This window comes from Allosphingosinicella sp. (assembly GCF_035626655.1).
In the GTDB taxonomy this organism is placed as follows: domain Bacteria; phylum Pseudomonadota; class Alphaproteobacteria; order Sphingomonadales; family Sphingomonadaceae; genus Allosphingosinicella.
This window is the reverse complement of sequence record NZ_DASPNF010000017.1, coordinates 1-25888: the sequence shown is the minus strand read 5'-3', so window position 1 is coordinate 25888 and position 25888 is coordinate 1. Positions and strand designations below refer to the sequence as shown.

36 protein-coding genes and 1 tRNA gene are annotated in these 25888 nt (G+C 68.2%); 20 read left to right on the top strand and 17 right to left on the bottom strand.

Features of this window, described 5'->3' with window-relative positions:
- Nucleotides 1-9: 9 nt before the first annotated feature.
- Genes VEC11_RS14300 through VEC11_RS14290 form a run of 3 tightly spaced genes read left to right on the top strand, consistent with a single transcriptional unit; the run spans nucleotide 10 to nucleotide 2827 of the window.
- On the top strand, nucleotides 10-984 hold the full coding sequence (locus tag VEC11_RS14300) for an NAD-dependent epimerase/dehydratase family protein (protein WP_464132586.1): 975 nt from the start codon (nucleotides 10-12) through the stop codon (nucleotides 982-984).
- Nucleotides 984-1829, top strand: coding sequence for an N-acyl homoserine lactonase family protein (locus VEC11_RS14295; RefSeq protein WP_464132582.1), 846 nt, complete (start codon nucleotides 984-986; stop codon nucleotides 1827-1829). Before VEC11_RS14300 ends, VEC11_RS14295 begins: the two co-directional genes overlap by 1 nt.
- A complete protein-coding gene (locus VEC11_RS14290) occupies nucleotides 1826-2827 on the top strand; it encodes an NADPH:quinone oxidoreductase family protein (RefSeq protein ID WP_464132579.1) in 1002 nt (333 codons plus the stop codon). Before VEC11_RS14295 ends, VEC11_RS14290 begins: the two co-directional genes overlap by 4 nt.
- Nucleotides 2828-2852: 25 nt before the next feature.
- On the opposite strand, the gene VEC11_RS14285 is transcribed toward VEC11_RS14290, so the two are convergent.
- Complete coding sequence (locus VEC11_RS14285) at nucleotides 2853-3275, bottom strand: hypothetical protein (protein ID WP_464132577.1); 423 nt, start codon at nucleotides 3273-3275, stop codon at nucleotides 2853-2855.
- Between the two features lie 159 nt (nucleotides 3276-3434).
- On the opposite strand from VEC11_RS14285, the gene VEC11_RS14280 reads away from it, so the two are divergent.
- The 3 genes from VEC11_RS14280 to grxD are packed head-to-tail and all read left to right on the top strand — an operon-like array spanning nucleotide 3435 to nucleotide 4336.
- The gene (locus VEC11_RS14280; RefSeq protein WP_464132575.1) at nucleotides 3435-3761 is read left to right on the top strand and encodes a DUF1476 domain-containing protein; all 327 of its coding nucleotides are present in this window, start codon (nucleotides 3435-3437) and stop codon (nucleotides 3759-3761) included.
- A gap of 4 nt (nucleotides 3762-3765) precedes the next feature.
- Nucleotides 3766-3999 carry a BolA family protein gene (locus VEC11_RS14275; RefSeq protein ID WP_464132572.1) on the top strand — a complete coding sequence of 78 codons (234 nt, stop codon included), beginning with the start codon at nucleotides 3766-3768 and terminating at the stop codon, nucleotides 3997-3999.
- A gap of 10 nt (nucleotides 4000-4009) precedes the next feature.
- Nucleotides 4010-4336, top strand: coding sequence for a Grx4 family monothiol glutaredoxin (grxD, locus tag VEC11_RS14270; RefSeq protein WP_464132568.1), 327 nt, complete (start codon nucleotides 4010-4012; stop codon nucleotides 4334-4336).
- Nucleotides 4337-4515: 179 nt separating this feature from the next.
- Here the strand turns inward: grxD and VEC11_RS14265 are convergent, their stop codons facing one another.
- Nucleotides 4516-4902 (bottom strand): hypothetical protein, encoded by a 387-nt coding sequence (locus tag VEC11_RS14265; protein ID WP_464132565.1) that lies wholly within the window; start codon nucleotides 4900-4902, stop codon nucleotides 4516-4518.
- A 109-nt stretch (nucleotides 4903-5011) separates the two neighbouring features.
- Between VEC11_RS14265 and VEC11_RS14260 the strand changes: the two genes are divergently transcribed.
- The 7 genes from VEC11_RS14260 to nadA all read left to right on the top strand — a co-directional run bounded on the left by VEC11_RS14260 (nucleotide 5012) and on the right by nadA (nucleotide 11347).
- A complete protein-coding gene (locus VEC11_RS14260; protein ID WP_464132563.1) occupies nucleotides 5012-5806 on the top strand; it encodes a helix-turn-helix domain-containing protein in 795 nt (264 codons plus the stop codon).
- Between the two features lie 213 nt (nucleotides 5807-6019).
- On the top strand, nucleotides 6020-6424 hold the full coding sequence (locus VEC11_RS14255; protein ID WP_464132561.1) for a BlaI/MecI/CopY family transcriptional regulator: 405 nt from the start codon (nucleotides 6020-6022) through the stop codon (nucleotides 6422-6424).
- Nucleotides 6421-7833, top strand: coding sequence for a M56 family metallopeptidase (locus tag VEC11_RS14250; RefSeq protein WP_464132558.1), 1413 nt, complete (start codon nucleotides 6421-6423; stop codon nucleotides 7831-7833). The genes VEC11_RS14255 and VEC11_RS14250 overlap by 4 nt, the downstream gene beginning before the upstream one ends.
- Nucleotides 7830-8690: a retropepsin-like aspartic protease gene (locus VEC11_RS14245; RefSeq protein ID WP_464132556.1), complete on the top strand. Its 861-nt coding sequence runs from the start codon at nucleotides 7830-7832 to the stop codon at nucleotides 8688-8690. Before VEC11_RS14250 ends, VEC11_RS14245 begins: the two co-directional genes overlap by 4 nt.
- A gap of 112 nt (nucleotides 8691-8802) precedes the next feature.
- Nucleotides 8803-9669 (top strand): MBL fold metallo-hydrolase, encoded by an 867-nt coding sequence (locus VEC11_RS14240; protein ID WP_464132554.1) that lies wholly within the window; start codon nucleotides 8803-8805, stop codon nucleotides 9667-9669.
- Nucleotides 9666-10349, top strand: coding sequence for a DUF4230 domain-containing protein (locus VEC11_RS14235; protein ID WP_464132551.1), 684 nt, complete (start codon nucleotides 9666-9668; stop codon nucleotides 10347-10349). Before VEC11_RS14240 ends, VEC11_RS14235 begins: the two co-directional genes overlap by 4 nt.
- The gene (gene nadA / locus VEC11_RS14230; protein ID WP_464132548.1) at nucleotides 10346-11347 is read left to right on the top strand and encodes a quinolinate synthase NadA; all 1002 of its coding nucleotides are present in this window, start codon (nucleotides 10346-10348) and stop codon (nucleotides 11345-11347) included. The genes VEC11_RS14235 and nadA overlap by 4 nt, the downstream gene beginning before the upstream one ends.
- Here the strand turns inward: nadA and VEC11_RS14225 are convergent.
- Together VEC11_RS14225 and VEC11_RS14220 are read right to left on the bottom strand one after the other, a co-directional pair.
- Nucleotides 11334-11501: a hypothetical protein gene (locus VEC11_RS14225; protein ID WP_464132544.1), complete on the bottom strand. Its 168-nt coding sequence runs from the start codon at nucleotides 11499-11501 to the stop codon at nucleotides 11334-11336. The two genes, nadA and VEC11_RS14225, sit on opposite strands and share 14 nt — an antisense overlap.
- Before the next feature lie 18 nt (nucleotides 11502-11519).
- A complete protein-coding gene (locus VEC11_RS14220; protein ID WP_464132542.1) occupies nucleotides 11520-11681 on the bottom strand; it encodes a hypothetical protein in 162 nt (53 codons plus the stop codon).
- Nucleotides 11682-11844: 163 nt separating this feature from the next.
- Between VEC11_RS14220 and VEC11_RS14215 the strand changes: the two genes are divergently transcribed.
- Together VEC11_RS14215 and VEC11_RS14210 are read left to right on the top strand one after the other, a co-directional pair.
- Nucleotides 11845-12144 carry a plasmid stabilization protein gene (locus tag VEC11_RS14215; RefSeq protein WP_464132539.1) on the top strand — a complete coding sequence of 100 codons (300 nt, stop codon included), beginning with the start codon at nucleotides 11845-11847 and terminating at the stop codon, nucleotides 12142-12144.
- A 34-nt stretch (nucleotides 12145-12178) separates the two neighbouring features.
- Nucleotides 12179-12691: a hemerythrin domain-containing protein gene (locus tag VEC11_RS14210; RefSeq protein ID WP_464132536.1), complete on the top strand. Its 513-nt coding sequence runs from the start codon at nucleotides 12179-12181 to the stop codon at nucleotides 12689-12691.
- 58 nt (nucleotides 12692-12749) lie between these two features.
- Here VEC11_RS14210 and VEC11_RS14205 read toward each other — a convergent pair whose 3' ends face one another.
- A complete protein-coding gene (locus VEC11_RS14205) occupies nucleotides 12750-13190 on the bottom strand; it encodes a DUF6766 family protein (RefSeq protein ID WP_464132533.1) in 441 nt (146 codons plus the stop codon).
- An 85-nt stretch (nucleotides 13191-13275) separates the two neighbouring features.
- Between VEC11_RS14205 and nadC the strand changes: the two genes are divergently transcribed.
- Nucleotides 13276-14127 (top strand): carboxylating nicotinate-nucleotide diphosphorylase, encoded by an 852-nt coding sequence (gene nadC / locus VEC11_RS14200; protein ID WP_464132530.1) that lies wholly within the window; start codon nucleotides 13276-13278, stop codon nucleotides 14125-14127.
- A 22-nt stretch (nucleotides 14128-14149) separates the two neighbouring features.
- Here nadC and VEC11_RS14195 read toward each other — a convergent pair whose 3' ends face one another.
- The 5 genes from VEC11_RS14195 to VEC11_RS14175 all read right to left on the bottom strand — a co-directional run bounded on the left by VEC11_RS14195 (nucleotide 14150) and on the right by VEC11_RS14175 (nucleotide 18679).
- Entirely contained in the window at nucleotides 14150-14743 is a 594-nt protein-coding gene (locus tag VEC11_RS14195) for an outer membrane protein (protein ID WP_464132528.1), read from the bottom strand.
- Nucleotides 14744-14818: 75 nt separating this feature from the next.
- Nucleotides 14819-16294: a M56 family metallopeptidase gene (locus VEC11_RS14190; protein WP_464132524.1), complete on the bottom strand. Its 1476-nt coding sequence runs from the start codon at nucleotides 16292-16294 to the stop codon at nucleotides 14819-14821.
- Nucleotides 16291-16677, bottom strand: a complete 387-nt coding sequence (locus tag VEC11_RS14185; protein WP_464132522.1) for a BlaI/MecI/CopY family transcriptional regulator — start codon at nucleotides 16675-16677, stop codon at nucleotides 16291-16293. The genes VEC11_RS14190 and VEC11_RS14185 overlap by 4 nt, the downstream gene beginning before the upstream one ends.
- Nucleotides 16678-16749: 72 nt before the next feature.
- Nucleotides 16750-17208, bottom strand: a complete 459-nt coding sequence (locus VEC11_RS14180; protein ID WP_464132520.1) for a DUF4112 domain-containing protein — start codon at nucleotides 17206-17208, stop codon at nucleotides 16750-16752.
- 22 nt (nucleotides 17209-17230) lie between these two features.
- Nucleotides 17231-18679: an ABC transporter substrate-binding protein gene (locus VEC11_RS14175; protein ID WP_464132518.1), complete on the bottom strand. Its 1449-nt coding sequence runs from the start codon at nucleotides 18677-18679 to the stop codon at nucleotides 17231-17233.
- Nucleotides 18680-18778: 99 nt separating this feature from the next.
- On the opposite strand from VEC11_RS14175, the gene VEC11_RS14170 reads away from it, so the two are divergent.
- Nucleotides 18779-19114, top strand: a complete 336-nt coding sequence (locus VEC11_RS14170; protein ID WP_464132516.1) for a hypothetical protein — start codon at nucleotides 18779-18781, stop codon at nucleotides 19112-19114.
- A gap of 32 nt (nucleotides 19115-19146) precedes the next feature.
- Here the strand turns inward: VEC11_RS14170 and VEC11_RS14165 are convergent.
- The 5 genes from VEC11_RS14165 to VEC11_RS14145 all read right to left on the bottom strand — a co-directional run bounded on the left by VEC11_RS14165 (nucleotide 19147) and on the right by VEC11_RS14145 (nucleotide 23027).
- Nucleotides 19147-19233: transfer RNA gene (locus VEC11_RS14165), tRNA-Leu, on the bottom strand.
- Nucleotides 19234-19441: 208 nt separating this feature from the next.
- A complete protein-coding gene (locus VEC11_RS14160) occupies nucleotides 19442-19720 on the bottom strand; it encodes an integration host factor subunit beta (RefSeq protein ID WP_464132513.1) in 279 nt (92 codons plus the stop codon).
- A 209-nt stretch (nucleotides 19721-19929) separates the two neighbouring features.
- Complete coding sequence (gene rpsA, locus VEC11_RS14155) at nucleotides 19930-21636, bottom strand: 30S ribosomal protein S1 (protein WP_464132510.1); 1707 nt, start codon at nucleotides 21634-21636, stop codon at nucleotides 19930-19932.
- A 299-nt stretch (nucleotides 21637-21935) separates the two neighbouring features.
- Nucleotides 21936-22442: a hypothetical protein gene (locus VEC11_RS14150; protein ID WP_464132508.1), complete on the bottom strand. Its 507-nt coding sequence runs from the start codon at nucleotides 22440-22442 to the stop codon at nucleotides 21936-21938.
- 249 nt (nucleotides 22443-22691) lie between these two features.
- Complete coding sequence (locus VEC11_RS14145; RefSeq protein ID WP_464132506.1) at nucleotides 22692-23027, bottom strand: hypothetical protein; 336 nt, start codon at nucleotides 23025-23027, stop codon at nucleotides 22692-22694.
- 161 nt (nucleotides 23028-23188) lie between these two features.
- Between VEC11_RS14145 and VEC11_RS14140 the strand changes: the two genes are divergently transcribed.
- Nucleotides 23189-23680 carry a cytochrome c gene (locus VEC11_RS14140; RefSeq protein ID WP_464132503.1) on the top strand — a complete coding sequence of 164 codons (492 nt, stop codon included), beginning with the start codon at nucleotides 23189-23191 and terminating at the stop codon, nucleotides 23678-23680.
- Between the two features lie 24 nt (nucleotides 23681-23704).
- Nucleotides 23705-23860: a hypothetical protein gene (locus VEC11_RS14135; RefSeq protein WP_464132500.1), complete on the top strand. Its 156-nt coding sequence runs from the start codon at nucleotides 23705-23707 to the stop codon at nucleotides 23858-23860.
- 22 nt (nucleotides 23861-23882) lie between these two features.
- On the opposite strand, the gene VEC11_RS14130 is transcribed toward VEC11_RS14135, so the two are convergent.
- The gene (locus tag VEC11_RS14130) at nucleotides 23883-24356 is read right to left on the bottom strand and encodes a methyltransferase family protein (RefSeq protein WP_464132499.1); all 474 of its coding nucleotides are present in this window, start codon (nucleotides 24354-24356) and stop codon (nucleotides 23883-23885) included.
- A gap of 21 nt (nucleotides 24357-24377) precedes the next feature.
- Nucleotides 24378-25271 (bottom strand): NAD(P)/FAD-dependent oxidoreductase, encoded by an 894-nt coding sequence (locus VEC11_RS14125; protein WP_464132497.1) that lies wholly within the window; start codon nucleotides 25269-25271, stop codon nucleotides 24378-24380.
- Between the two features lie 76 nt (nucleotides 25272-25347).
- Here VEC11_RS14125 and VEC11_RS14120 point away from each other — a divergent pair.
- Nucleotides 25348-25888 (top strand): TetR/AcrR family transcriptional regulator (locus VEC11_RS14120; protein ID WP_464132495.1); only part of this gene is annotated, 541 nt, incomplete at its 3' end.

The following is a 25888-nucleotide window of genomic DNA, read 5'->3' as shown; positions in this document are numbered from 1 at the left end:
GGGACGGGCATGCGACTTCTTCTGACCGGCTCCTCCGGCTGGCTCGGCCGCTTCCTGGCGCCGCGGCTGCGCGCCGAAGGCCATGTCGTGATCGGCCTCGACGTCGCGCGCGGCGCGGACACCGATGTGATCGGCTCGGTCGCGGACCGGGCCTTGGTCGAGCGGACCTTCGGCGAGCAGGGGATCGAGGCGGTGATCCATGCCGGCGCGCTGCACAAGCCGGACATCGTCCGCTATCCGGAAAGCGCCTTCTGGCAGGTCAATGTCGAGGGCACACGCAACCTGCTCGAGGCGGCGGTGGCGGCGGGCCATGACCGCTTCCTGTTCACCTCGACGACCTCGCTGATGATCACCGCCGCGATCCGCGCGGGGAAGGCGGGCGGCGCGGCCGAGGCGGCCTGGCTCGACGAGGATTTCGGGCCGCTCCAGCCGCGCAACATCTACGGCGTCACCAAAGTCGAGGCCGAGCGCCTTTGCCGGCAGGTCCATGAGGAAAGCGGCCTCGCCGTCGCGGTGCTCCGCACCGGCCGTTTCTTCCCGGAGGACGACGACACGCACAGCGTGCCGTCCGGCCCGAACATCAAGGCGAACGAATTCCTGAACCGCCGGCTCACCGTCGAGGATGCCGCCGAGGCGCATGTCGTGGCGCTGGAAAAGATCAGAGCGCTCGGCTTCGGCACTTTCATCCTGTCCGCCCCGCCGCCCTTCGTGCGCGAGGAATGCGTGGAATTGCTGCACGATGCGCCGGCGGTGATCGCGCGGCACTTTCCGGAGGCGCCGGAGCTGTACGCCCGCCTGCGGTGGACGCTGCCCGCCTCGATCGACCGGGTCTACGATCCGTCGCGCGCCGAGCGGCTGATGGGCTTCCGCTGCCGCACCGATTTCGCGGCGGTGCTCGACGCGCTCGCCAGGGGCCGTGAATTGCCCTTCGCCCACGATCCCGCCTATGTCTCGCCCAAGGAGCCGATCGAACAGAGGGGGTGATGATGCTGAAACGGGCACTGGCGGCGGCGCTCGGCTGGATCGCGCTGGCGGGGATGCAGGCGCCGTCATTCTCCACAACCGTCCCGCCGCTGATGGAGATGTGGCGGCTCGACTGCGGCAATTTCACCTTCACCGACCATAACGCCTTCTTCTCCGACACGTCCGAATATCAAGCGGGGCCGAAGGACCTGGTCGGCAGCTGCTACGTGATCCGCCACGGCACCGACTATATGCTCTGGGACACCGGCATCCCCGCCGGCGTCGTCCAGCAGCCGATCCAGACGCCCGCGATCCGCGCGACTTTGCGCGCCACCATCGTCGACCAGCTCGCCCGCATCAACGTGCGCCCCGAGCAGGTCACCATCGTCGGCATCAGCCACTATCATTTCGACCATACCGGCCAGGCGGCGAGCTTCCCGCATGCGCGGCTGCTCATGGGCGCGGGCGACATCGCGGCACTGCGCGGCAATGATCCCGGCGTCGAGCGCGCGCCGCTCGCGCACTGGCTCACCGGCGGCGGCCAGGTGGTCGAGGCGCGCGGCGATCATGACGTCTATGGCGACGGCAAGGTGGTGATGCTGAACCTGCCCGGCCACACGCCCGGGCACCGCGCCCTGCTCGTCCGGCTGGCGTCGGGCCCGGTCCTGCTCTCCGGCGACATGTATCATTTCACCGAGCAGGTGCAGCGCCGCGGCGTGCCGCCGTTCAACACCAGCCGGGCCGAGACCCTGGCCTCGATGGACCGCTTCGACCGGCTTGGCCGCAACCTGCGCGCAACCGTCATCATCCAGCATGAGCCCGCCGACGTCGCCAGGCTCCCCGCCTTTCCGCAGTCCGCGCGATGAAGGCTTTGCTGTCGAACGCGCCGGGCGGCCCCGAAACGCTCGCGCTGACCGAGCTGCCCGATCCGGTGCCGGGTCCGGGCCAGCTGCTCGTCCGGGTCAAGGCCTGCGCGATCAACTATCCCGACGTCCTCATTATCGAGGACAAATACCAGTTCCGGCCCGAGCGCCCCTTCGCCCCCGGCGGCGAGATTGCCGGCGTGGTCGAGGCGGTGGGGGAGGGCGTCACTGGCTGGGCCGAGGGCGCGCGGCTGATCGCGATGCTCGGCCATGGCGGACTCAGCGAGAAGGTCCTGGTGTCGGCCGCCATGGCGATCCCGCTGCCCGAGGGGCGGAGCTTCGAGGAAGGCTCGGCGCTGATCCTGACCTATGCGACCACGATCCACGCGCTCGCCGACCGGGCGAGGCTGAAGGAGGGCGAAACCCTGCTCGTGCTCGGCGCTGCGGGCGGCGTCGGCCTGGCGGCGGTGGAGCTCGGCAAGGCGATGGGCGCGCGCGTCGTCGCCGCGGTCTCCTCTGGGGAAAAGGCCGAAGCGGCGAGAGCGGCGGGTGCGGACAGCGCGGTCGTCTATCCGCGCGGGCCGTTCGACAGGGAGGGCGCGAAGGCGCTCGCCGGTCTGTTCAAGGAGGCGGTCGGATCAGCAGGCGCCGACGTGGTCTACGATCCCGTGGGCGGCGACTATACCGAGGCGGCGTTGCGGGCGATCGCCTGGGAGGGGCGGCTGCTCGTCATCGGCTTCCCGGCGGGCATCCCGAAGTTGCCGCTCAACCTCACGCTGCTGAAGAGCTGCGACGTGCGGGGCGTCTTCTGGGGCGCCTTCGCGGCGCGCGACCCGAAGGCGAATGCGGCGCATATCGCCACTTTGTTCAGGCTCTGGGACGAGGGCAGGATCGCGCCGCGGGTCAGCCGCACCTGGCCGCTCGCCGAAGGCGGTGACGCCATCGCCTATATGGCCGCCCGGCAGGCAGTCGGGAAGCTCGTGGTGACGATGGACGCCTGACGCCCAGCCGCCCATCTTCGACCGCTTATTGGGCGGGTGCCGGCGTCGGCGTCGCGGCCGGCGCTGTCGCGCCGCGCGCCTGCCGGATGCCGTCGGCGACCTGCGTCGGCAGGGAGCTCAGCTGGGAATTGAGCTGAGCCTCGCCGGCGGTCCGCTGCTCTGCGGGCAGCTGGGCGAGCAAGGCACGGACGGCCTGCTCCAGCGTCTGCTTCTGCGCGGAGCAGCCGGCCAGCACGGTCGTCGCGCCGGCCTCCGGCGTTACCGTCGCGGGTACGGCCTGGACGCCGGTCTGTACGCACTGGCCGAAGGCGGTCGCCGCGGTCTGGATGGCGCTCATCGCCTCGGGCGGCGGGCCGGCCGGCGCGGCGGGCGCGGGCGTGGTCTGGTTCTGCGCGAAGGCCGGAACGGCGGCGAGGCAGAGGATGGCGAAAGCGGAAATGCGAAACATGGATCAAATTCTCCTGACAGTGCGCCTCACCTGACAGATTCTCGCCGGTCGGCAAGCACTTTCGCCCGGGCCGCCGCGGATGGCGTTGCGCCGGCGGTCGTTCCCTCCTATCTCGGCCCCTGAACGCGAAAGCAGCAACCACCAGCAGCAAGGACTCCCATGACCAGCTTCGACGACCGCGAGAAAGCGTTCGAATCCATGTACGCCCGCGACCAGGAGATGCAGTTCAAGATCGTCGCGCGGCGCAACCGGCTGCTGGGCCAGTGGGCCGCGAAGAAGATGGGCCTGACCGAGGCGGAAGCCGACGCTTATGCCAAGGACGTGATCCGCGCCGACTTCGAGGAGGCCGGCGACGAGGACGTGATCCGCAAATTGCTCGGCGACCTGACCTCGGCCGGGGTCGAGATCGACGACGCCACGATCCGCCAGACCCTCGAGCACAAGACGGTCGAGGCACGCCGCCACTTCATCGAGGCCCAGGGCTGAAGCCATGCCGATGCCGGCGACAGAGATCGAGAGTTTGATCCGCGACGGCATTCCCGACGCGCGGGTGGAGATCATCGACCTGGCCGGCGACGGCGACCATTATGAGGCGCGGGTGGTGGCGGAGAGCTTCCGCGGCCAGCCGCGCGTGAAGCAGCACCAGCGCGTCTATCAGGCGCTGGGCGGGCGCATGGGGAACGAGCTCCACGCGCTGAAGCTCAGCACCTCGGTTCCGGAGTAAGGAAGAGAGCATGACCGACGTCAGCACCCGCATCGACGAGATTGTAAAGAAGAGCGACATCGTGCTTTTCATGAAGGGCACCGCGCTCTTCCCGCAATGCGGCTTCTCCAGCCGGGCGGTGGCGATCCTCGACCATCTCGGTGTCGCCTTCGAGACGGTCGACGTGCTGCAGGATCCGGAGATTCGCAACGGGATCAAGGATTATTCCGACTGGCCGACCATCCCGCAGCTCTATGTGAAGGGCGAGTTCGTCGGCGGCTCCGACATCATGATGGAGATGTTCGAAGCCGGCGAGCTGCAGCAGCTGCTCGCCGAAAAGCAGGTCGCCAAGGCCTGAATTACTTGGTCCGGCCCTTCGACTGCCTGCAAGGCAGGCGCTCAGGATAAATTTCAGCCGGAGGCTGAAGGCCGGGACCCGGACCGGCGTGGTCCGGCGCAGGCCGGACCGTTGGCCGGAAAGTCTGAAACTGTCTCGCCCAACGCTCCGGCTTTCGCCGGAGCACGTCTGGATAGACGTCAGGCGACGGCAGCGGCTGCCTTCCTGATCCCCACATATTCAAGCATGGCCAGCCCCAGCACCGCCAGCGCCTGGGCGGTGACGAAGGCGATGCCGAGCGCGGTCGCCTGGACCTGGCCGAGCGTGAGGAAGCTCTCCGCCGTCCAGCCGAGATTGCCGACGATCACCACCCAGACGAGGGCGCGGGGCGGGCTCGGCCGCGTGGCCAGCCAGCCAATGAAGGCGGCCAGCGGCAAAAGCGCCAGGCCGGCGAAGCGGACGAGCGGCTCGGCCAGGCCGAAGAGCGGGGCGAGGCCCGCGGCACCAATGCCCATGAGCAGGCCCATGGCGAGGCAGCTCAGCGAATCGAGGGCGAGCACGCGGCGGAGAAAGAGGGTGTTCGACATAACCATGTCCTTTCGCGGTTGATGCCCCGAATCATGGCCTGACCAGGTCATGCGGTCGATTACGTTGGAGGTAATGGGATTGGCCGGGCCGAACGGCTAGGCTGCGGCCATGCAGACCCAGACCCTCCCTGTCGGCGAACAGCTTCGCGCCTGGCGTTCGCGCCGCCGGCTCAGCCAGCTCGATCTCGCGCTCGATGCGGAGATTTCCGCGCGGCATCTGTCCTTCCTGGAAACGGGCCGGTCGCGGCCCAGCCGGGGCATGCTGCTGCGCCTCGCCGAGCGGCTCGCAATTCCCGCGCGTGATCGCAACCTGCTGCTGGTCGCCGCTGGCTTCGCGCCGGCTTTGCCTGAGCGTCCGTTCGACGATCCGGCGCTGGCGGCGGCGCGCCGCGCCGTCGAGCTGGTGCTGAAGGCACACGAGCCTTTCCCGGCGCTCGCCGTAGACCGGCACTGGCAGCTCGTCGCCGCCAATGCGGGGGTGGCGCCGTTCCTGGCCGGCGCGGCGCCGCACCTGCTCGCGCCGCCGGTCAACGTGCTGAGGCTCAGCCTGCACCCGGAGGGCCTGGCGCCGCGGATCGAGAATCTGGCCGAGTGGCGCGCCCATATTCTGCACCGGCTGGAGGCGCAGGTCGCGGCGAGCGGCGACCAGCACCTTGCCGCTTTGCTGCAGGAGTTGCGCACCTATCCGGGCGGGCTCGCGCCGACCCATGACGGCTATGGCGGCGTCGCCGTGCCGCTCCGCGTGCGGGCAGGGGAGACGGTTCTCTCCTTACTCAGCACCACGACCATGTTCGGAACGCCGATCGATGTCACCCTGACCGAGCTGGCGATCGAGGCATTCCTGCCCGCGGACGAGGCCACGGCGGCGGCTTTGCTTGGGAAGGACGGTCCGAAAAAAATTTAGGGCGGGCGGCGCGACCGGAAGAGCGCCAGGCCCGCCCCGAGAGTGGAACCATGTGGACGCAGAATAATATACATGGCCCGTGCCAGCTCTGAAAAACCCCGGAAATCCGCCCTTTTCAGGGTGAAGCGAAATTAACCTTCTTTCCCACCTGTAAAGCGCCCCGACACTCCCTGGCACCGGCTACCGCCCATTCATCTTCCGTTCACCCGCGGAATGACTACTCGTGTAGTCCATATCGAGGGAGGCTGGGATTTGGAGCGGATCGGGGAGGCCGAATATGCGGTCATGGAAGTGCTCTGGCAGGAGGCGCCGCTGACGGCTGCCGAAGTGGCCGAGCGCGTGCCGGCCGCGCGCGGCTGGAGCATCCGCACGGTGAAGACCATGCTCGGGCGCCTGCTCGCCAAGGGTATCCTCTCCCATCAGGAGGATGGCCGTCGCTACCTCTATCGTCCCGCCATTGCCCGCGCCGATTATGTCGCGCAGGAATCGGGCAAGCTGATCGACCGGATGTTCGGCGGCAAGGTGACGCCGCTCGTCGCCCAGCTCGCCGAGCGTGACCGTCTCAGCCCGGCCGACATCGCCGAGATCGAAGCGCTGCTGAAGGCGCTCAAGCAATGACTGGCTGGCTCGTGTCGAACATGATCTGGGCGAGCGCGGCGATGCTGCTCGTGCTCGCGATCCGCCGGCCCTTCGCCGCTCTGTTCGGGGCGGGCCCGGTCTATGCGCTCTGGCTGCTCCCCGCCCTGCGCCTCATCATGCCACCGCTGCCCAGCCTCAGCGCGGTCGAGCTTCCGAACCTGATTCCGCCGCCGACAGTGATCCTGATCGCGGAGGATATGGCCGCGCCGGTGCCGCCGGAGGGCGGACCCGGGCAGTGGGTGCCCTTGCTGCTCGCGATCTGGGCCGCCGGCGCGGCCTGCTTCCTGCTCTGGCAGATCTGGACCTATCGGCGCTTCGTCAAAAGCCTCCGGGAGGGCGCACGCGACCTTGGCACCCATCGCGGCGTCCGGCTGATCGAGAGCGAAGGTGTCGAGGGGCCGATCTCGTTCGGCCTCCTCCGCCGCCGGATTGTCGTGCCGGCCGATTTCGAAAGCCGCTATTCGCCGGAAGAGCGAGCGCTCGCGCTCGACCATGAGGCCGTCCACCACCGCCGCTTCGACCTCTGGTGGAATCATCTCGGCCTGCTGATCCTCGCCCTGAACTGGTTCAATCCGGTCGCCTGGTTCGCCTTCCGGGCGTTCCGCGCCGACCAGGAGCTGGCCTGCGACGCCGCCGTCGCCGCCAGGGCCGATACCGGCGCGCGCCACGATTACGCACGCGCCCTCGTCAAATCCGCGAGCCGACCCGGCCTGATTGCAGCCTGCCCGCTCAATCATGCCGATCAACTGAAACGGAGATTGAAGATGATGAAGTTCCACAAGCCGGGCCGGCTGCGCATGCTCGGCGGCGCGGCGGCGATCGCGACGCTCGGGGGGCTCAGCCTCGCTTTCGGCAGCGCCAGCGTCGTCGCCCAGCCGGCGCCCCCGGCGCCGTCGTCCCCGCCGCGCGCCGAGGATCACGATCATGACGACAGCCGGATCATCGTGCGCACGATCCGCAGGGACGAGCATCGCGACCGGCACAGCCGCCGCTCCGAACGGCGCAGCGAGGACCGCGACCGCCACGAGGACCGGCGCGTCATGGTCTTCACCCATCGCGGGGACGGCGACCGCGCCGAACGCCATGGCCCCGGGACCTTCGTCGAGCGCTTCGACCTGCATCGCGACCGCGGCGGACGTCACGGGGCGATGGTCATGGCGATGCACGATTGCGAGGATGCAAACCGCACCGAGGTGAACGAGGGCGCCGACAACAACCGGACGCGCGTCATCCTGTGCAGCCGCGGCGAGCGCTCCGCCGCGCAACGCGCCGAGTCCCTGCAGCGCGCCCGTGCCCGGCTGGCCGAGGACGACGACATTCCGGCCGAGCAGCGCCAGCGCGTGCTCGCCGCGATCGACCGCGAGATCGCCCGGCTGAGGGCACAATGACCGCTTCCTGGCTGGCGGCGGCAGCCTCGACTGCCGCCGCCTTCCTCCAGGCGCCCGCCCCGGGCGCGGTGGAGACGGTGCCGCTCGACCTGACGGGTCCGCGTCCGATCGCCATGCTGCAGATCGGCAGTGGCGCGCCGGTGCGCGTGATCTTCGATACCGGTGCCTCGGGCAACGTGCTCGACGCCGACTTCGCGCGCGCCGCGGGCCTGCCCGACGACGGCCCGGCCAGGGTCGGCACGCCCGCCGGCGGGGAGCCGATGATCGGCTTCCGCACGCATCTGGACGGTCGGCTCGGCAATGCCGTGCTCGGCGGAGTGCGCGCTGTGGCCCTGCCGATGGGGGCGATGCAGCAGCTGAACGTGAGGGGCGTGTTCGGGCCGAGCACCTTTTCCGGCCGCCTGGTCTTTCTCGATCTCGCCCGCGGCGAGATCAGGGTGGCGCCGAAGACGCCGGCGACGATCCCGTCCGGCCAGGCCCATCCCTATAGCGAGATGGGCCCGCGCAGCCTGCCCGGCATCGAGGTCGAGATCGGCGGGCGGAGCCACCATGCCCATCTCGACACGGGCCAGCCCGGCATGTTGATGATGCCGATGACGATGTCCACGGACATGCCGCTCGACGGCGCGCTGACCGACGGCCCGCCGGCGCGGCTCGCCGACGGCGTGCCCCGCGTGGTGAAGATCGGGCGGATTCGCGGCACGGTGCGCGTCGGGACCCTGGTCCTGGAAAATCCGGAGGTGCGCTTCATGGAGGGGCTGAACCGGGTCAATGTCGGCATGCTGGCGCTGCGCGGTTCGACCATCGTCTTTGATCCGGCCGAGCGCCGTACCTGGCTGATCCCGCCGCGCGGCTGAGGTGAGGCAGAATTCCTTCCCGGCCTCGGGAAGGGAGGGGTGGGCCTGGCAGGTCCGCAGTCCCCTTTCGGGTCCACCCCTCGCTCTTCACTTCCTTCCCCGCCAATGCCACATGGCCCGCATGGCGGATTTCCCCACCGGACAGGTCGAGCAGGTCGCTCCCGGCGTACGCCGCCTGCTGGCGGGCAACCCGTCGCCCTTCACCTATTCGGGGACGCAGACCTATCTGATCGGCGAAGGCGAGGTCGGCGTGATCGATCCGGGCCCCGATCTGGCCGACCATATCGAGGCGATCCTCGCGGCGACGAGGGGCGAGCGGATCGCGGCGATCCTCTGCACCCACACGCATCGCGATCACAGTCCCGCCAGCCGACCGCTCGCTGCGGCCACGGGCGCGTCGATCGTCGGCTGCGCCCCGCTGGCGCTCGACGATGACGGCCCGCGCGCCGACGCCGCCTTCGACTTCGACTATGCGCCGGACCGGGTGCTGGCCGACGGCGAGGCGGTGGAAGGAGATGGGTGGCGGCTGCAGGCGGTGGCCACGCCCGGGCACACCTCCAATCATCTCTGCCTCGCCTTGGCGGGAACGGGGGCGCTGTTCACCGGCGACCATGTGATGGGCTGGTCGACGACAGTCGTCTCGCCGCCGGACGGCGACATGGCCGACTATATGCGGAGCCTCGACCTGCTCCTGAAGCGCGACGACAAGGTCTATTATCCGGCGCACGGCCCGGCGGTGGAGAAACCCCACAGCCATGTCCGCGCGCTGATCGCCCATCGCCGCATGCGCGAGCAGCAGATCCTGCGCCAGCTCGGCGCGGGGGAGGGGCAGATCCCGGCGATGGTCGAAATCATGTACCAGGGCACCGACCCGCGCCTCTTCCCCGCCGCGGGCCGCTCGGTGCTGGCGCATCTGGTCGATCTCGAGGCGCGGGGGCTGGTGCGGCACGAGGGCGAGACGTGGATGCGCGCCGCGTGAGGAAATGGTTCTTCCTGCTGCCGCCCTTGCTCGCGCTGCTGATCGGCGCGGGAATCGGCCTGCTGCTGCGGCCGCCGTCCGAGGGACCGGCCGGGCCCGATCCGGTGGGGATCGCCAACGCCACCCTGCTTTCGGTCCGCGAGCAGGGGAGGCAGATCGTCTTCGTCGGCCGCTTCGCCGCGATCGTCACCGCGAGCGAGAGCCGGCTCGGCTTTACCGCGCGCAAGACCCTCGTCGTTCCCGGCCAGGTCCGCTACGCCGTCGACCTCAGCCGGATGCGGCGCGCCGATCTTGCCTGGGACGCGCCGACCGCGACGCTGACCGTTACGCTCCCGCCCCTTGAAGTTGCGGGGCCGCAGATCGATTTTGCAGGCGCGCAGGAATATTCGGACGGCGGCATCGTGATGGCCCTTACCGACGCGGGACAATCGATCGACGAGGCCAACCGCCGCGCCGCCCAGGAGGAGCTGACCCGCCAGGCGCGGGCGCCGCTGCCGATGAACGAGGCGCGCGCCGCGGCGCTCAGGGACGTCGCCCGGAGTTTCGCTTTGCCGCTGCGCGCGGCCGGGATAGAAGCCAGCGTGGCGGCGCGTTTCGTTGGCCCGGCCGGGCGCGAGACGGCCAGCTTTCTCGATCGGCCGCGGCGGATCGACGATCGGATCAGGGCAAGGAACCCATGAACGCACCCAATCTGAGCCTGAAGGGCCTTGACCTCCGCGCCGAGATCGACCGGCTGCGCAAGGAGCGCAACGCCATCATCCTCGGCCACTATTACCAGACGCCCGAAATCCAGGATATTTCCGACTTCGTCGGCGACAGCCTCGATCTCAGCCGCAAGGCGCAGGCGACCGACGCCGAGGTGATCGCCTTTTGCGGCGTGCGCTTCATGGCGGAGACGGCGAAGATTCTTTCACCGGACAAGACCGTCATCCTGCCCGACATGGATGCCGGCTGCAGCCTCGAAGACAGCTGCCCGCCCGCGCAGTTCAAGGCGTTCCGGGAGGCCCATCCGGACCATATCGCGCTCACCTACATCAACAGCTCGGCCGAGGTGAAGGCGCTCAGCGACATCATCGTCACCAGCTCGTCGGCCGAGACGATCCTCGCCCAGATTCCGAAGGAGCAGAAGATTATCTTCGGTCCGGACAAGAATCTGGGCGGCTATCTGGCGCGCAAGACCGGGCGCGACATGCTGCTCTGGCCGGGCGTCTGCATCGTCCACGAGGCCTTCTCGGAGACCGAGCTGCTCAAGCTCAAGGCGCAGCATCCGGGCGCCCCGGTGCTCGCCCATCCGGAATGCCCGCCGCACGTGCTGGACCATGCCGACATGGTCGGCTCCACCTCGGCGATCCTCGCTTATGCGCTGCAGCAGCCGTCAGAGGTGATGATCGTGGCCACGGAGCCGCACATCATCCACCAGATGGAGAAGGCGGCCCCGCACAAGCAGTTCATCGGCGCGCCCGGCGCGGACGGGAACTGCAACTGCAACATGTGCCCCTATATGGCGCTCAACACGATGGAGAAGCTCTACGTCGCACTCCGCGACCTGGAGCCGCGCATCGAGATCGAGGAGGGGCTGCGGCTGCGCGCGAAGCGGAGCCTCGACCGCATGCTGGAAATGGCCGCGCACACGGTCGGCAAGGGCGATGTCGGCCGGCCCCAGATCAGTGGCGATTGATCAGGCCTGAGAGCGGCCCGCGGTCCGGCGCCGGCTCTTCGTCCCACGGCGCCGCTTCGGCGCCTTCCTCGACCAGATAGATCTGGCCGCCGATCGGCCGGACGAGCACGCCTTCGGCCTCGAGCTTCGCGTCCTGCGGGCGTTCGGGGGGCATCAGGCAGCCTCCTGTTCGTCAGTTTTCGTTGGCCGCGCCGTTATGCGCGCGGTCGAGATAGAAGCCGGCGAGATAATAATGGGCGCGCGCCGCGCTTTCGTGCGTAGCCTCGTTGGCGAGGTCCAGTTCGGCTTCGGCGCGTTCGAGGAAATAGTGCTTCTCGGCTGAGTCCATCATCATTCCCCTGTCAGACGGTCAGTCGGTCTCGGGACTGCAACCATCGAGCCGCCCGCGCGGTTCCGCGGCACGGGGACTCATCCAGGTTAACGTTGTTTTCCCAATGGATACGGGTCCGTTGCGGCGCGTTGTGCCGGGCAAGCACGAGTTCGTCAGGAGATGCGTCATGCCGCAGGGCGACAAGGACAAATATACCGACAAGCAGAAGCGCAAGGCCGAGCATATCGCCGAAGGCTATGAGGATCGCGGCGTCTCCAAGAAGGAAGCGAAGAGCCGCGCCTGGGCGACCGTCAACAAGGATTCCGGCGGCGGCAAGAAGTCCGGCTCGGGGCGCGGCAGGAAGGAAAGCCACGAAAGCTCGCGCAAGGGGGGCCGCAAGGGCGGCGCCTCGCAATCGTCGTCGACCAGCCGCAGCGCCGCGGCGAAGAAGGGCTGGGAAACTCGCCGTCACCGCGCGCACGGCTGATCAACGCAATTTTTTTTGGAAGAGGGAAGAGACCATGTTCGAACAGGATTTCACCGACGCCATCGCCCTGCTGAAGGCCGACCATCGCAAGGTCGAGCAATTGTTCGCCGCCTTCAACGAGGCCAAGGGCGCCTCGCGCAAGGAGAAGTTGGCGCGGGAGATTTGTACGGAGCTGAAGATCCATACCATGATCGAGGAGGAGATCTTCTATCCGGCCTTCGAGGGGAAGATCGAGCAGGACCTGCTCGACGAGGCCTATGTCGAGCATGACGCGGCCAAGGTGCTGGTCAACGACATCGAGGCCGCGACGCCCGACGAGGCCTATTATGACGCCAAGGTGAAGGTCCTCTGCGAAGAGATCGAACATCATGTAAAGGAAGAGGAAAAGCCGAAGGAAGGGATGTTCGCCCAGTGCCGCGAGACCGAGGTCGACCTGGTCGAGCTGCGCGACCGGATGCTCGCCCGCAAGGAGGAATTGATGGCGCAGGCGGAGGGCGAGGGCCTGCCGCCGGCGCAGGTCTCGGCGGTCGATCTGACCAGCGCCTGATTCCACGGCACCTGCTGCACGAGACACCCCTCGCCGGCCGCCGGCGAGGGGTTTTTCGTCAGCCCTGGGCGTGCGCGCCCATGCCTCGACCGGCCGACTTGGCGAGCTCCGCCTCATGGCCGTGCGGCTGCGCATGGCCGCCCTTGCGCAGATAATGCTCGTCCAGCTCGGCGATCAGCTGCTCCGCATCCTCGCCGCCATTCATCCTGAGCAGGGCGTCGACCTTGGCCTCGAGCCGGTCGTCATTCTCCTTCGAGGCCGGCGAGCCGACATAGAGGAAATAGGCGAGGCCCACGACCTGCCAGAGCAATTGCAGGAATTCCGACTGCCAGTTCTCGAACGTATCGCGGCCCATCTCCGTGAGATATTCGGAGAATTGCGCGACCTGATGATGCTCGGTCGCCTCGTTCACATAGGCATACCAGCCGAACAGCCAGTGCAAAGCGATCGAGACGAGAAAGAAGCCGAGCGTGATCCAGGCATAGGCATAGCGCTTCATGGTGCGGTCTCCCGATGAAAACCTGCCTTCGCAACGGGTTTCGGGCCGCCTTGTTTCACCTCTGCAGCGGTGGCAGACGCAGGTTATGACGTTTTCCGTCGACCGCTTCGATCTGGACGCCTTCGTCGCCGCCACCCTGGCCGAGGATCTGGGCGACCGGGGCGACATCACCTCCGCGGCCGTGATTCCGGCCGAGGCGCGCTTCGCCGGCGTGATGGACTGTCGCGAGGCGATCGTCGTGGCTGGCCTACCGGTTGCCGAAGCCTTCTTCCGCGCGCTCGATCCCGGGGTGACGATCGAGCGGCAGGCGAGGGAAGGCGAGCCGGCCGCGGCCGGCGCGGACCTGCTGCGCCTCTCCGGCAAGGCGCGGGCCCTGCTCGCCGCCGAACGCTCGGCGCTCAACATCGTCCAGCACCTTTCCGGCATCGCCACCCTGACGCGGCGCTATGTCGAGGCGATCGCCGGCACCGGTGCGATCCTGCTCGACACCCGCAAGACCCTTCCCGGGCTCAGGATGCTGGAGAAATATGCGACCCGCATGGGCGGTGCGCAGAATCACCGGCTCGGCCTCTGGGACGCGGCGATGATCAAGGACAATCATGTCGCCGTCGCCGGCTCGGTCGCCGAGGCCGTCCGCCGCGCCGCGGCCGCGGGGATCGAGCGGATCATCGTCGAGGTCGACCGGCTCGAGCAGATCGAGCCGGCGCTGCAGGCGGGCGCCACCCATTTGCTGCTCGACAATATGGACGCGCCGACGTTGCGGGAGGCGGTGACGCTGGTCGCCGGCCGCGTGCCGACCGAGGCGAGCGGCGGCATCACCCTGGAGACGATCCGCGCCAAGGCGGAGACCGGCGTGACCTATCTGTCGGTCGGCCGCATCACCCAGTCTGCGCCGGCGGCGGATATCGGGCTGGACTTCGCCGCCCAGCCCGGTTGATCCGCAGCGCCGGCGCCAGCCTTCAGAAGCGGAATCCGAAAGCGCCGAGAAGCGCTCCGCGATTGCCGCCATTATGATAGTCGGTGTAGCGCCCTTCGGCCCGGATGAAGAAGTTGCGGCCGATGGCGAACTCCGCGCCGCCGCCGACCCTGAGGCCATCCATGTTGAAATGGGCGGAGGTGACGGGTCCGCCGGCGCCCGGATCATATTCGCTGGTGAAGCGGGTGTTCACATAGCCGGCCTTCGCGAAGAGCAGGACGTTGCGGCTGACGATGAGCCCGGCGCGGGCCCCGATATAGAGATCGCGTCCGGTCCCGTTGCAGAGGCGGTCGCCCGGATTGATGAGGTCGCTCAGGCAGCCATTGTTGTTCGAATCGCTCGCCTCGGCCTCGAGGCCGAGGACGGCGCGGCCCGTCTGATAATCATAGCCGATGCCGATGCCGTAGAGCAGGGCGCCTTCGTCATCGTCCAGGATCTCCGTATGGTCCCAGCCGAGCAGGCCCTCGACGCGGAAACCGGTAAAGGGGCGCTCCGACGCCGGGGCTTCCGGCGCGTCCTGCGCGGAGGCCGGCGTGGCGAAGGCCGTGGCAAGCAGCATTATGGCAAGGATACGCATGGTCACTCTCCCTTCATGGACACAATTTTCCTGACGGGCCCTGCCGTTCGGACCGGCTGGACCTGGTTGATCCTGCTAGTTTCGCAGGACCCCGGCGGCTTGCAGGAGCGCCGTCGGCAATCTCCGCATCACTTCTTCCCCGGGGGTGCGAGGCGGACCGGGGCCGGCGCGCTGATCGGCGCCGCGCACCCGGCTTCCTCGTCGCAGCGCCGCCGGGATGCGGGGGTCCGTCGCCAGCTCTTCCGGCAGCGGCTGCGGCAGCTGCGGGCCGATCGGGCCTAGTTGGCGGTCGGCCGGTGGGACCGCCTCGGCGAGCACGGTATCCCGGGCCGGCGCCGGCGCGGCGATGGACGGGGGCTCCACTTCCCGGACGATGTCCGGCACCCGGGCCGATGCCGCGGCAGGCTGGGCCTCGACGCCACGGCCCCGCGGCCGTGCGTCGATGCGGTTGGCGGACGCGGCGCGATCGGCCGTGATCGCAGCCGGCCCCGACGCATCTCCGGCCGGCGCCGATGACGCTCCGGCGGGGGGCAGGGCGGTCTCGATTGCGAGCGGATCGGACAAAGCCGGCGGCTGCTGCACGGGAAGCGCGGCCCCGACCGCCAGCACGGTCAGCGCGGTGATCGCGGCGGCGGCGGAGTGGAAGGCGGCGCCCGGGCGTTCGCGCCGCGCCGTCCCGGTGATCGAAACCACGCGCTGCTCCAGCTGGCACATCCCGGCCATCGCCGCCGCCTGGTCGGACCAGCCCGTCTCGTCGGCGCCGAAGGCGAGATCGAGCAGGCTGCGCGCATAGCTTTTCGGCCGCGCGCCTGCCGTCAGCACCCGGTCGTCGGCGGCATGCTCCTGCTCCAGCCGCAGCCGCCGCGCGGCGAACCAGGCGCCGGGATGGAACCAGTAGAGCGCGCAGGCCAGCGAAGCCGCCGAGCGGCCGAAGCTGTCGCGCCGCGCGACATGGGCGAGTTCGTGCAGCAGGACGAGCCGCCGCCGCTCGGCCGGCCAGGTGCGCGCCTCGGCCGGCAGCAGGATCCTGGGCGCCAGCGTTCCCCAGGTCATGGGCATTGCGGGCCCGCGCGCGATCCTGAGCTGCACGGGCCGGGATAGCCCCAGCTCACCCGAGAGGGCGGCAAGCAAGGCCTGCCAGTCCGGTTCCTGCGCCGGGTCCGCCTGCCGCCACAGGCGTGCGATCAGGTAGCGGCTCAGGGCGAAGCGCAGCAGCACCGCGGCCGCGCCGAGCAGATAGGCGAGCAGGAGCAGGCCCCAGGCCGGGGCGGTCTCCGGCAGGGGCATGGCCGCCTCGAACGGCGGCGCGGAGACGAGCGCTGGCGCTGCTTCCGCCTGGAGGATGGGCAGCCGCAGCGGCGGCGCCAGCCACCAGACCAGGGGCAGCGCCAGCATGGCGAAGATACCGAGCTGCCAGGCCGCATGCCGCGCCGCGGCCGAGGCGCCCGCCTTGCGCAGGACCGCAGCGGCCGCCCAGGCGGCGCCGATCAGCACGGTCGCGCGCAGGATCAGCTCGAGCGCGGCCCCCGCGGCGGGCGGCGCGGCGGTCATTCCTCGTCCTCGCGCGACGCTTCCTCGATCAGCCGCGAGAGGCGCTCATAATCGTCGCGCGTCAGCTTGCGCGATTCGAGCAGGGTCGCCACCGCGCTCGGCAGGCTGTTGTCGAAGAAGGTCTTGACCACGTGCGAGAGCGCCGAGGCGCGCACGTCCTTTTTCGGCGAGGTGGGCAGATAGATGTAGCGCGGCCCATCCTGCTCGTGGCGGAGATAGTTCTTGCCCTCCAGGTGGCGCAGCATGCCGCGGACGCTCGAATAGCTCGGGCTGTCCGGCAGGTCCGCCAGCACTTCCGCCGCGGTCGCGCGGCCGCGCCGGTAGATGATCTCCATGATCTGCCGCTCGCGCCTGCCGAGCTCGCCGGTCACGTCCTGGGTCACAAGCCGCCTCCCTGGAGACAGGCTTATGCTAATGCATTTGCAGGTGTCAATAGGTTAGCATGCGGGGGCGTGCTAGAGCTCCCGACGGTCCGTCACGCGGCCCTCGATCACGCCGGTTTCCGGATGATGCCGGTCGAGCCAGCGTTTCACGATCCGCAGGTTGCGGCTGTTCGAGCGGAAGAAGAAATCCGGGATCGCGCCGATGAAGGGGATCAGGCCGAGCAGCCAGTCGAGCGCGACATTGCCGGCCATGCGGACGAGGTGCCAGCGCGACATGCCGAGGTTGCGCGCCTCCCAGATCAGCCAGCCGCCCATCGCCGCCGCGGCGGTGCCGCCGACGACGGGGATGATGTCGAGCACGACATCCAGGCCGATCTTGCGCCGGATGCCGGGAATGGTGAAGGCGCGCTCGAGCAGATGCTCCATCGCCTCGATCCGCTGCCGGACCGAGGCGGGATCGCGGCCGATATTGAGACGGTCCGCCATCCGGTCGAGTCGCGCCCGGCTGACCCGGGCCTGATGCAAAGCCATCTTTTCCTCCTCGGCGGAGGACCTAGGGCCGCTCCGCAATCAGATTCACCGCCGGATGCCGTGCGAACGGGCTCGGCTGGAAGCCGTCCAGCCGCCCGGGAACGAGCGACCAGCGGACCGGCGCAGTCAGCGGGATAAACGGCGTGGCGCGGCTTAGTATCCCGTCGGCCAGGGCGAACTGGCGCACGCGCTCCGCGGCGGAGGTCGCCAGGCGCGCGGCCTGGAGCGCCTCGTCGGCGGCCGGATCGCAGACCCCGCTCGCCTCGCAGGTGAAGTGGCGCAGATACCAGCTGCCGAGATTGGCCGGCGCGACCTCGTCGATGAAGATGAGGTCGGCAGCCTGGCCGGGAAGGACGCGCTCAGCCTCGATCCCGATCAGCCGCCAGTCGCGGCGCAGATAGGCGAAGATCAACCGGTAGCCGGGCCCCTGCGGCATGGCGACGCGGACGCGGATCGGCGCCGCCGGCGCGAGCTCGGCGATCAGGCGCCGCGCCTCGCTGCGGCGCTGCGCCAGGTTCATGTTCGCCCAGTTCGGCTGGGCGACGCTCGGCAGCTCCTGCACGCCGGGCGGGACGAGGCTGGTGCGGGGCGCAAGGTTGGGCACGCCGAGGGCCGCGGCGATCGCCTGCCGGTCGAGAGCCATCGACAAGGCCTGGCGCAAGGCGGCGCTGATCAGCGGGCCACCGCGCGGGTTGAAGGAAAGGCCGAACAGACCGCTCACCGGATCGAACCTGAGCGCGTTGTTCGGCAGGTCGACGGCCCGGACATAAGGAAGGTCGCCCGCCGTCCCGCCGACGACGAGCGCGCGGCGCTCGCCGGCGAAGCGGGCGACGGCGCGGATCGCGGGCTCGCCGCGCAGCAGGATTTCGGGCCCCTCGGCCGGCGCCTCCTCATCCTCGCCGCGGACGAGCTGGAGCCGGCTTGCCCCGTCCTCGACGCCGGCAAGCCGATAGGGGCCGGTGCCGGCGCCATCCTGGAGCAAGGCGAGCTCCGGATGGGCGAGGAGCTGCAGGAAGTTGGGGCGCGGGCCGCGCAGGTTGATGACGACCACCTCGTCGGTCATCGCGACGATCTCCGCGACCGCGCCGAGGACGGGCTTCAGCACGTTGCGGCTGTTCCGCGCCAGCGCCGCGCGCAGCCGGGCGGCGACCTGCTGTGCGGTCACCCGGCCACCGTCGATCCAGTTCGTCCGCCTGAGCCGGAAGGTATAGGTCAGGCCGTCGTCGGAGATGATCCAGCTCTGCGCCAGCGCCGGCTCGATGTCGCCCTCCGCGTTGAACCGCACCAGTCCCTGCGCGACCGCCTCGGTCAGGAAGGCGGTGGGCGCGTCGAACGGACCGCGATTGGGATCGGCGAGCCGGGGCGGGGCGCCGATCGCGCTCACCTGGACCGGACCGGACTCCGCAGCGCCGCAGCCGGCGAGCGCCAGCAGGGCGGCGAGAGCGGCGAGGCGGATACGGGCGGGACTCATCCGGGCCCTTCTAGCGGGCCGCGCGCGAATTGCAGCAGGGGCCTTGATCTGGAGCAAGGACTTTACCGCTCCTTCATTTCTCTGTGCGAAGAACGGGGCATGATGTGCCCGGCATCACCGAGTGAAGAGGAGCTTGCGAGCTTCCGGCCACGCCGCAGCGCGCGCACGATCGTGGGCGACGAGACGGCGAGCCTGACGCCGGACGACCGCTATGCGGTGCAGGTCAGGATCCACAACGTCTCGTCCGCGGGCTTCATGGCGGAATGCGCCCAGCCGGTGCTCATCGGCTCCTACGTGTCGATCGACGTGCCCGGCATCGGCACGGTCAAGGCGCAGGTGCGCTGGCAGATCGGCACCAGGATGGGCGGCATGTTCCTCGACCCGATCAGCCTCGCCCGCTGCGAATGGACGGCCGAGGAGGCGAAGGCCGCGTAGTTTTCGCGCTCAGGCGCTTCCCGGGCCGAAAATGGTGCGGACGGCCGGACTCGAACCGGCACGCCCTGTCGGGCAGAAGATTTTAAGTCTCCAGCGTCTACCGGTTCCGCCACGTCCGCACGGGATGACTCTATATCAGCGTCGGGCCGCCACGCGAGTGTGTCCGGGTCGTTCGCTCCCCCGGAGCGAACTACGGGATGCGGGGCATCGCGTACCCTGGCACCGTGTGACGTCGGTCCTCAACAGGTCGAGGCCGGCCGGCGTTCGCCGAGTCCTGCATCAAGTCGTCCCGCTTCGCCCGGCGCCCTGGTGCACGCCGGCTCAGGCTCAGACGTTCAAGCGCTCGCGCATTTCCTTGCCCGGCTTGAAATAGGGGACGCTCTTCGCAGAGACGTCGACCGGCTCGCCGGTGCGCGGGTTGCGGCCCTTGCGGGCGTCGCGGCCGCGCGTGGAAAAGGCGCCGAAGCCGCGAAGCTCCACCCGGCCGCCATTTTGCAGCTGCTCGATGATCGAATCGAAGAAGGCGGAGACGACGCGCTCGACCTCCTTCAGCGTCAGGTCCGGATGGTCGTCGCAGAGCTTCTGGACCAGTTCGGATCGGATCACGGGTGTCCCCCTTTTCCAGTACTATAGTCACCGGAAGTCCCGGCCCATGTCGCAAGCCCCCACCTCGACACGCGAGCGACCCTTGCACCGATGTTGATAAAAATCAACCCGCCGTCCGGGGGAAAATCCAAGCAATTCGACAAGGTTAGTGAGGCCGACCGACAGAAAGCGGCGGGCGCCCCGGGAAGGACGCCCGCCGTAGCGGAAGGTCAGGATTTCTTCTGCTTGAGGGCCTCGCCGAGGATGTCGCCGAGCGAGGCGCCCGAGTCGGACGAACCGTATTGGGCGACGGCCTGCTTCTCCTCGGCGATCTGCAGCGCCTTGATCGAGAAGTTCGGCTTCTTCGAACGGTCGAAGCCGGTGACCATCGCATCGAACTTCTGGCCGACCTGGAAGCGCTCCGGCCTTTGCTCGTCGCGGTCGCGGCCAAGATCGGTGCGCTTGATGAAGCCGGTGGCGCCGTCGTCGCCGACCTGCACCTCGAGGCCGCCGTCGCGCACCTCGAGCACGGTGACGGTGACGGTCTCGTTCTTCGAGACGCCGCCGGCCGCGCCCGCGCCGCCCTTGGCGACGCCGCCGCGCTCGAGCTGCTTCATGCCGAGCGAGATCCGCTCCTTCTCCACGTCCACGTCGAGCACGACGGCCTTCACCATCTCGCCCTTGTGATGGAGGTTGAGCGCCTCCTCGCCGGTCACGCCCCAGGCGATGTCCGACATGTGGACCATGCCGTCGACATCGCCGTCGAGGCCGACGAACAGGCCGAACTCGGTGGCGTTCTTGACCTCGCCCTCGACCTCGGTGCCGACCGGGTGCTTCTCGGCGAAATCCTGCCAGGGATTGGCCTGGGCCTGCTTGAGGCCGAGCGAGATGCGGCGCTTCTCCTCGTCCACCTCGATCACCGCCACGTCCACCTCCTGCGAGGTGGAGACGATCTTGCCCGGATGCACGTTTTTCTTGGTCCAGCTCATCTCGGAGACGTGGACCAGGCCCTCGATGCCCGGCTCGAGCTCGACGAAGGCGCCATATTCGGTGATGTTCGTCACGCGGCCCTTGAACACGCCGCCGACCGGATATTTGGCGCCGGCGCCCTCCCAGGGATCGCTCTCCAGCTGCTTCATGCCGAGCGAAATGCGCTGGGTGTCGCGGTTGATGCGGATGATCTGCACCTTCACCGTGTCGCCGATGTTGATCACCTCGCTCGGATGGCCGACGCGCTTGTAGGAAATGTCGGTGACGTGGAGCAGGCCGTCGATCCCGCCCAGGTCGACGAAGGCGCCGTAATCGGTGATGTTCTTGACCACGCCGTCGAGGATCTGGCCCTCGGCCAGCGACTGGATCAGGCCCGAACGCTGCTCGGCGCGGGTCTCCTCGAGGATCGCCCTGCGGGAGACGACGATATTGCCGCGGCGGCGGTCCATCTTCAGGATCTGGAAGGGCTGCGGCAGGTCCATGAGCGGGCCGACGTCGCGGACCGGGCGGATGTCGACCTGCGAGCCCGGCAGGAAGGCGACGGCGCCGCCCAGGTCGACGGTGAAGCCGCCCTTGACGCGGCCGAAGATCACGCCCTCGACGCGGTTGCCGGCATTATGCTCGGTCTCCAGCTTGTCCCAGGCGGCCTCGCGGCGGGCGCGGTCGCGCGACAGCATCGCCTCCCCGTTGATATTCTCGATGCGGTCGACATAGACCTCGACCTGGTCGCCGACCGAAATCTCCGCCTTCTGGCCCGGCGCGGCGAACTCGCGCAGCGGCACGCGGCCTTCGGACTTCAGGCCGACGTCGATCACGGCGAGATCATTCTCGATCGCGGTGACCGTGCCGGTGACGACGCGGCCCTCGAAGGACTCGTTCTCGCCGCCGAGGGATTCATTGAGCAAAGCGGCGAAATCGTCGCGCGTGGGGTTTGCCGTAGTGGCCATGTTGGAGTGTTCCTGACTTCGTGTTTTTGCCGGCCTGGGGGTTGGCTCCCCCGGTCTTGAAACCAGCGTGCCGCCACGGGCCCATCCCGGGGTGGCGTCCTTGGGCAGGGGCGCTGGCGGAAGCGGTGAAAACGGCAAAAGGCGCGTGGAGAGCGGGTGGACCCCCCTCCGGGACGCGCGTGCCTTATTCCTGGCTTCCGCGAGCGCAACCGCCCGCCGGACGGGCGCGCCTATAGAGGAGAGTGGGGATGGGGGCAAGGGATACATCCAGAACCCCTAAGTCCCATTCGCAACCCCCATCAGTCGTCCGACCTGATCCTGTAGGCCTCCGTCCGAATTACCGATCCGTCATAAGGGTCCACGAAAATGATCAAGTTATAGGAAAGTATGTCTTTGTATCCTGATTTTCCAGGTCTGCCGTAGTCCACGACTATAAGCGCCGTTCCGAAAATAGGAGTCTTTATCTCTGAGTCGGCCGGTGCAGAGTAGGGAATAACACCATAGTTGTAGAACCATTGTGTTTGGCCTTCGACAATATGAATGTCGTCCTTTGGCTTCCCTAAGTCGAGAGTGCGATCCTGTATGGTTGCTCGCACATCTAGGATTTCAACTTCGATTGGAAACTCACTCGTATTTGCGAACCAAAAAGCTAGATTGTACCCGACGTGATCCAGTGTTCTAGGATCGACCCGGAGTTCGCTAGCGACGTGCTGAAAGCGGAATTTGCCCCGAGCGGAGCTTGCCGCCCAAAAGGCTCGACCTTGATTTAGGGTCAGGGCCACCATACCCATGGTAATCGCGCTCACTTCAATAATCCGACCGGGCGACAAGCCTTCCAACCAAACAACTAGCCCTGCTAGGCCGCCGAAGAGTGGTGAGGCCCATAGCCAAGCGGCCCTAGCGAGTTGTGCAAGTGCAAAATTCCGGACTGGGCCGATCGCTCTCGAGATCGCTGAGGGTTTCACGCGGCCCATTTGGTTTGCTTTTGCCTCCGCGCATCTGCTTTGTGGAGTCCGTTTCGACCCCGGTTCCGTAATCATGAACCAAGATTCGTCCTAGTTGTCCTCCTCCCGTTGCCGACGCAAATGCCTCAGGAAATCCACATCCGGCTGGTAGCCCGTCTCCCGGCAGATGCCGTTGAGCGCGGAGCGGGCGCCGGTGCCGCGGATGTAGGAGTCCATGCCGTCGCTGGACTTCGGCCGGGTCGCCTCCTTCCAAAAATGATCCCAGAGCCATTTGTTCTTCGGGTCGGCGCCGCTGGCGGCGAAGGTGTACATGAGGAGGAAGCGCAGGGAGAGGCTCTTGCGCGCCGGCTCCTCGCCGCACTGGTCGGCGATCTCGCTGAGCGCGGCCAAGGCCTTGCGGAGCAGTTGTTCGCGGAGCTGGGACATGCCGGTTTGATAGGAACAAAGGCGGAACACGGGCAAGCGATTCGGGGGTCGGAAGCGCACGTGGCAAATATCGGCTTCGGGACATGGCCTCGGCGATCTGCTAGGCCGGCAGAGGCAGCGCGGCGTCGGGGACACGTATGTTCTGCCCGATGGAGAGCGAGATGAGACGAGCCATTCCCGGTGCTGCGACCCTATCCCTGATCCTGTGCGTGACCAACGGACCGGCAATGCCGGGCAGGGCGGCCGCGGCTGCGGTCGAGCAGGGGCCGGCCGCGCCGACTGTGGCCCAGTTGATCGCGGCGCGGCGGGCCGGAATGCACATGGCGGCGACCCTGCTCCTCACCGACATCCGGCGGATCGTCGCCGGACGGGAGGATGTCCGGCAGCACCAGCACGAGCCGGACGGGATCGCCTTGTGGGCAGCCGCCATTCCGGGCCTCTTCCCTGCCGGAAGCAGGGGCGAAAGCCGCGCCCGGCCGGAGATCTGGCAGAACCGGGCCGACTTCGAGCGCAAGGCGCTCGACCTGCAGCAGGCGGCCGAGGAACTTGCCCGCCGCGGGGCCGCTGGCGACACGGCCGGCTATGCGGAGCAGGCGCGGGTCGTGCAGGCGGCCTGCAACGCGTGCCACACGCTGTATCGACAGCCCGGCTGAGCCTGGCGGGAAGGGGAGACCGACATGCAGCAAATTCTCATGCCATTACTCGGCGCCGTGATCGGCGGGGGTGTCGCTTATCTCGTGTCCGGCGATCTCGCGCCCTCCATCGGGGCGGCGGTCGGGGTGGCGATCGGGATGGTCATCGTGCAGCGGCGGCAGGCGGGGACGCCGAAGTGAGGGTCTTGGCGGGATGTCCTGATCAGAGCCACCGCCGAACCTCGGCCCTGTAGCGGCGGTAGTCATCGCCGAACTTCGCTTCGAGATAGCGCTCCTCGCGCGCGATCACCTGCGTCTGGATCGCGATCAGCACCAACGGGAGCAAGGCGAGAGCGATCGGACCGTCGAGGCCGATCGCAAGGCCGGCATAGACAAGCGTCATGCCGAGATACATGGGATTGCGGGTCCACCGATAGGGACCGGTCGTTGCGATGAGGGTCGTTGGCTGGGACGGGGGAATGTTGGTGCCCAGGCGCCGGAACAGCCCCGCCGCCGCAAGCATCGTCGCCGCGCCGGCAACGAACAGCAGCGCGCCCGCGGCGACCAGCAACCGCCAGTCGATGCCGAAAGAGCGCAGGGTGACGAACCGCTCCGCCGCCAGCCCCGCCAGCAGCGCTCCCAGATAGACCAGGGGCGGAGGGAAGCGCACACCCGCGCTGTCCGGTTCGACAACCATGCTCATCTCCAATCTGTGCTCTCAAGCCAGCATCGACTGCTGGGCGAAGATGCCCGCCATCGCGCCTTGCCATGAGGCCGTGGTGACGGAAGGCAGCTGGGGGTTGGTGAGGTCGCCCGCGGCGTAGATGCCGGGCATGCTGGTTTCGCGGCGCTCGTCGACCTTGAGGACGATGCCGAGCGGCGTATCGACCGTGGCGAGACCCAGTGATTCATGCAGGCTTGCGGACGGCTTGTTGCGCGGATGGGCGAACAGGATGTCGACCGCAACTCTGGAGCCGTTATCGAGCATGGCGACGGCATTATGGCCACCGGGACTGGCGATCTCCGTGATCCGGCCATCGACGACTGCTATCTTGCGACGCGCCAGATCGGCCCGGATATCGGAGGGAATTTCGTGACCATCGGCCAGGACCGTCAAGGTGTCGGTCCAGTCGTGAAACAGCCTGACCTGATTGTGCGACTGCGGGCCGGACCAGACGAGCCCCCAATGCTGGTCGGCGACTTCGAAGCCGTCGCAATAGGGGCAGGGAATGATGGACCTTCCCCAGCCTTCGGCAAAGCCAGGAACGTCGGGCATCTGGTCGACGACGCCATAGCTCAGGATCAGGCGGCGCGCCGCAAGGCTTTCGCCATCCGCAGTGAGGACGGAGAAATCGTCGATGGCTCCGGAGATGCTGTCCGCCCGGGCATTGACCAGCCTGATCGTCTGATAACGCGCCAGTTGCTGCCGCGCCTCGGCAAGGATGTCCAGCGGTGGCTTGTGATCGCGGCCGAGCAGGCCATGCGAGTGGCCGGCGAAGCGGTTGCGGGGCAGGCCGGTATCGAGAACGGTGATCTTGCGGCGGGCACGGCCGAGCTGCAGGGCGGCGGCGAGGCCGGCAAAGCTGCCGCCGATGATGATGACGTCATCCATGATGATGGGCTCCGTGTTGGAGATGGAGCGGTGGGCTGGGCCTAACGCGCCGGTACGACGACGAGGCGCGTGGGCCATGGCGACCATGAGCCCGCCAATGATGGCCATCGGTCCCCAGAACACACTGCGCGTGAGCGGGATCATGGCCCGCACGGCGGCGCTGCCGCGAGCTCCAGTCGCCGATCGTCTGTTGCGTCATGGGGGGCTCGTCGGGTTGGCGGTATTTATTGGACTATCAAGTCCAATAATATGCGTGAGCTATAATGAACTGTCAAGTCCACTAATTCTGCCCATGACCCACTCCCAAGCTCCCGCTCCCAAGCCCCGACGCGGGCGGCCACGCGATCCCGCGCGCGGACGGCGCATCCTGGAAGCGGCGCAAAGGCACTTCAACGAGCACGGCCTGGAGCGTGCCAATGTGGATGCCATCGCCGCGGACGCCGGTGTGTCCAAGATGACCGTGTACAACAACTTCGGCTCCAAGGAGGGGCTGTTCCAGGCGTTCGTGCGCGACAGGACGGCGCCCGTGGTGGCTGGCGTCCCTGGCGCCGAGGCGCTGGACCCGGAGCAGCCGGAGAAGGCGCTGCAGGCGATCGGCGCGCGGTTTCTCGCACTGA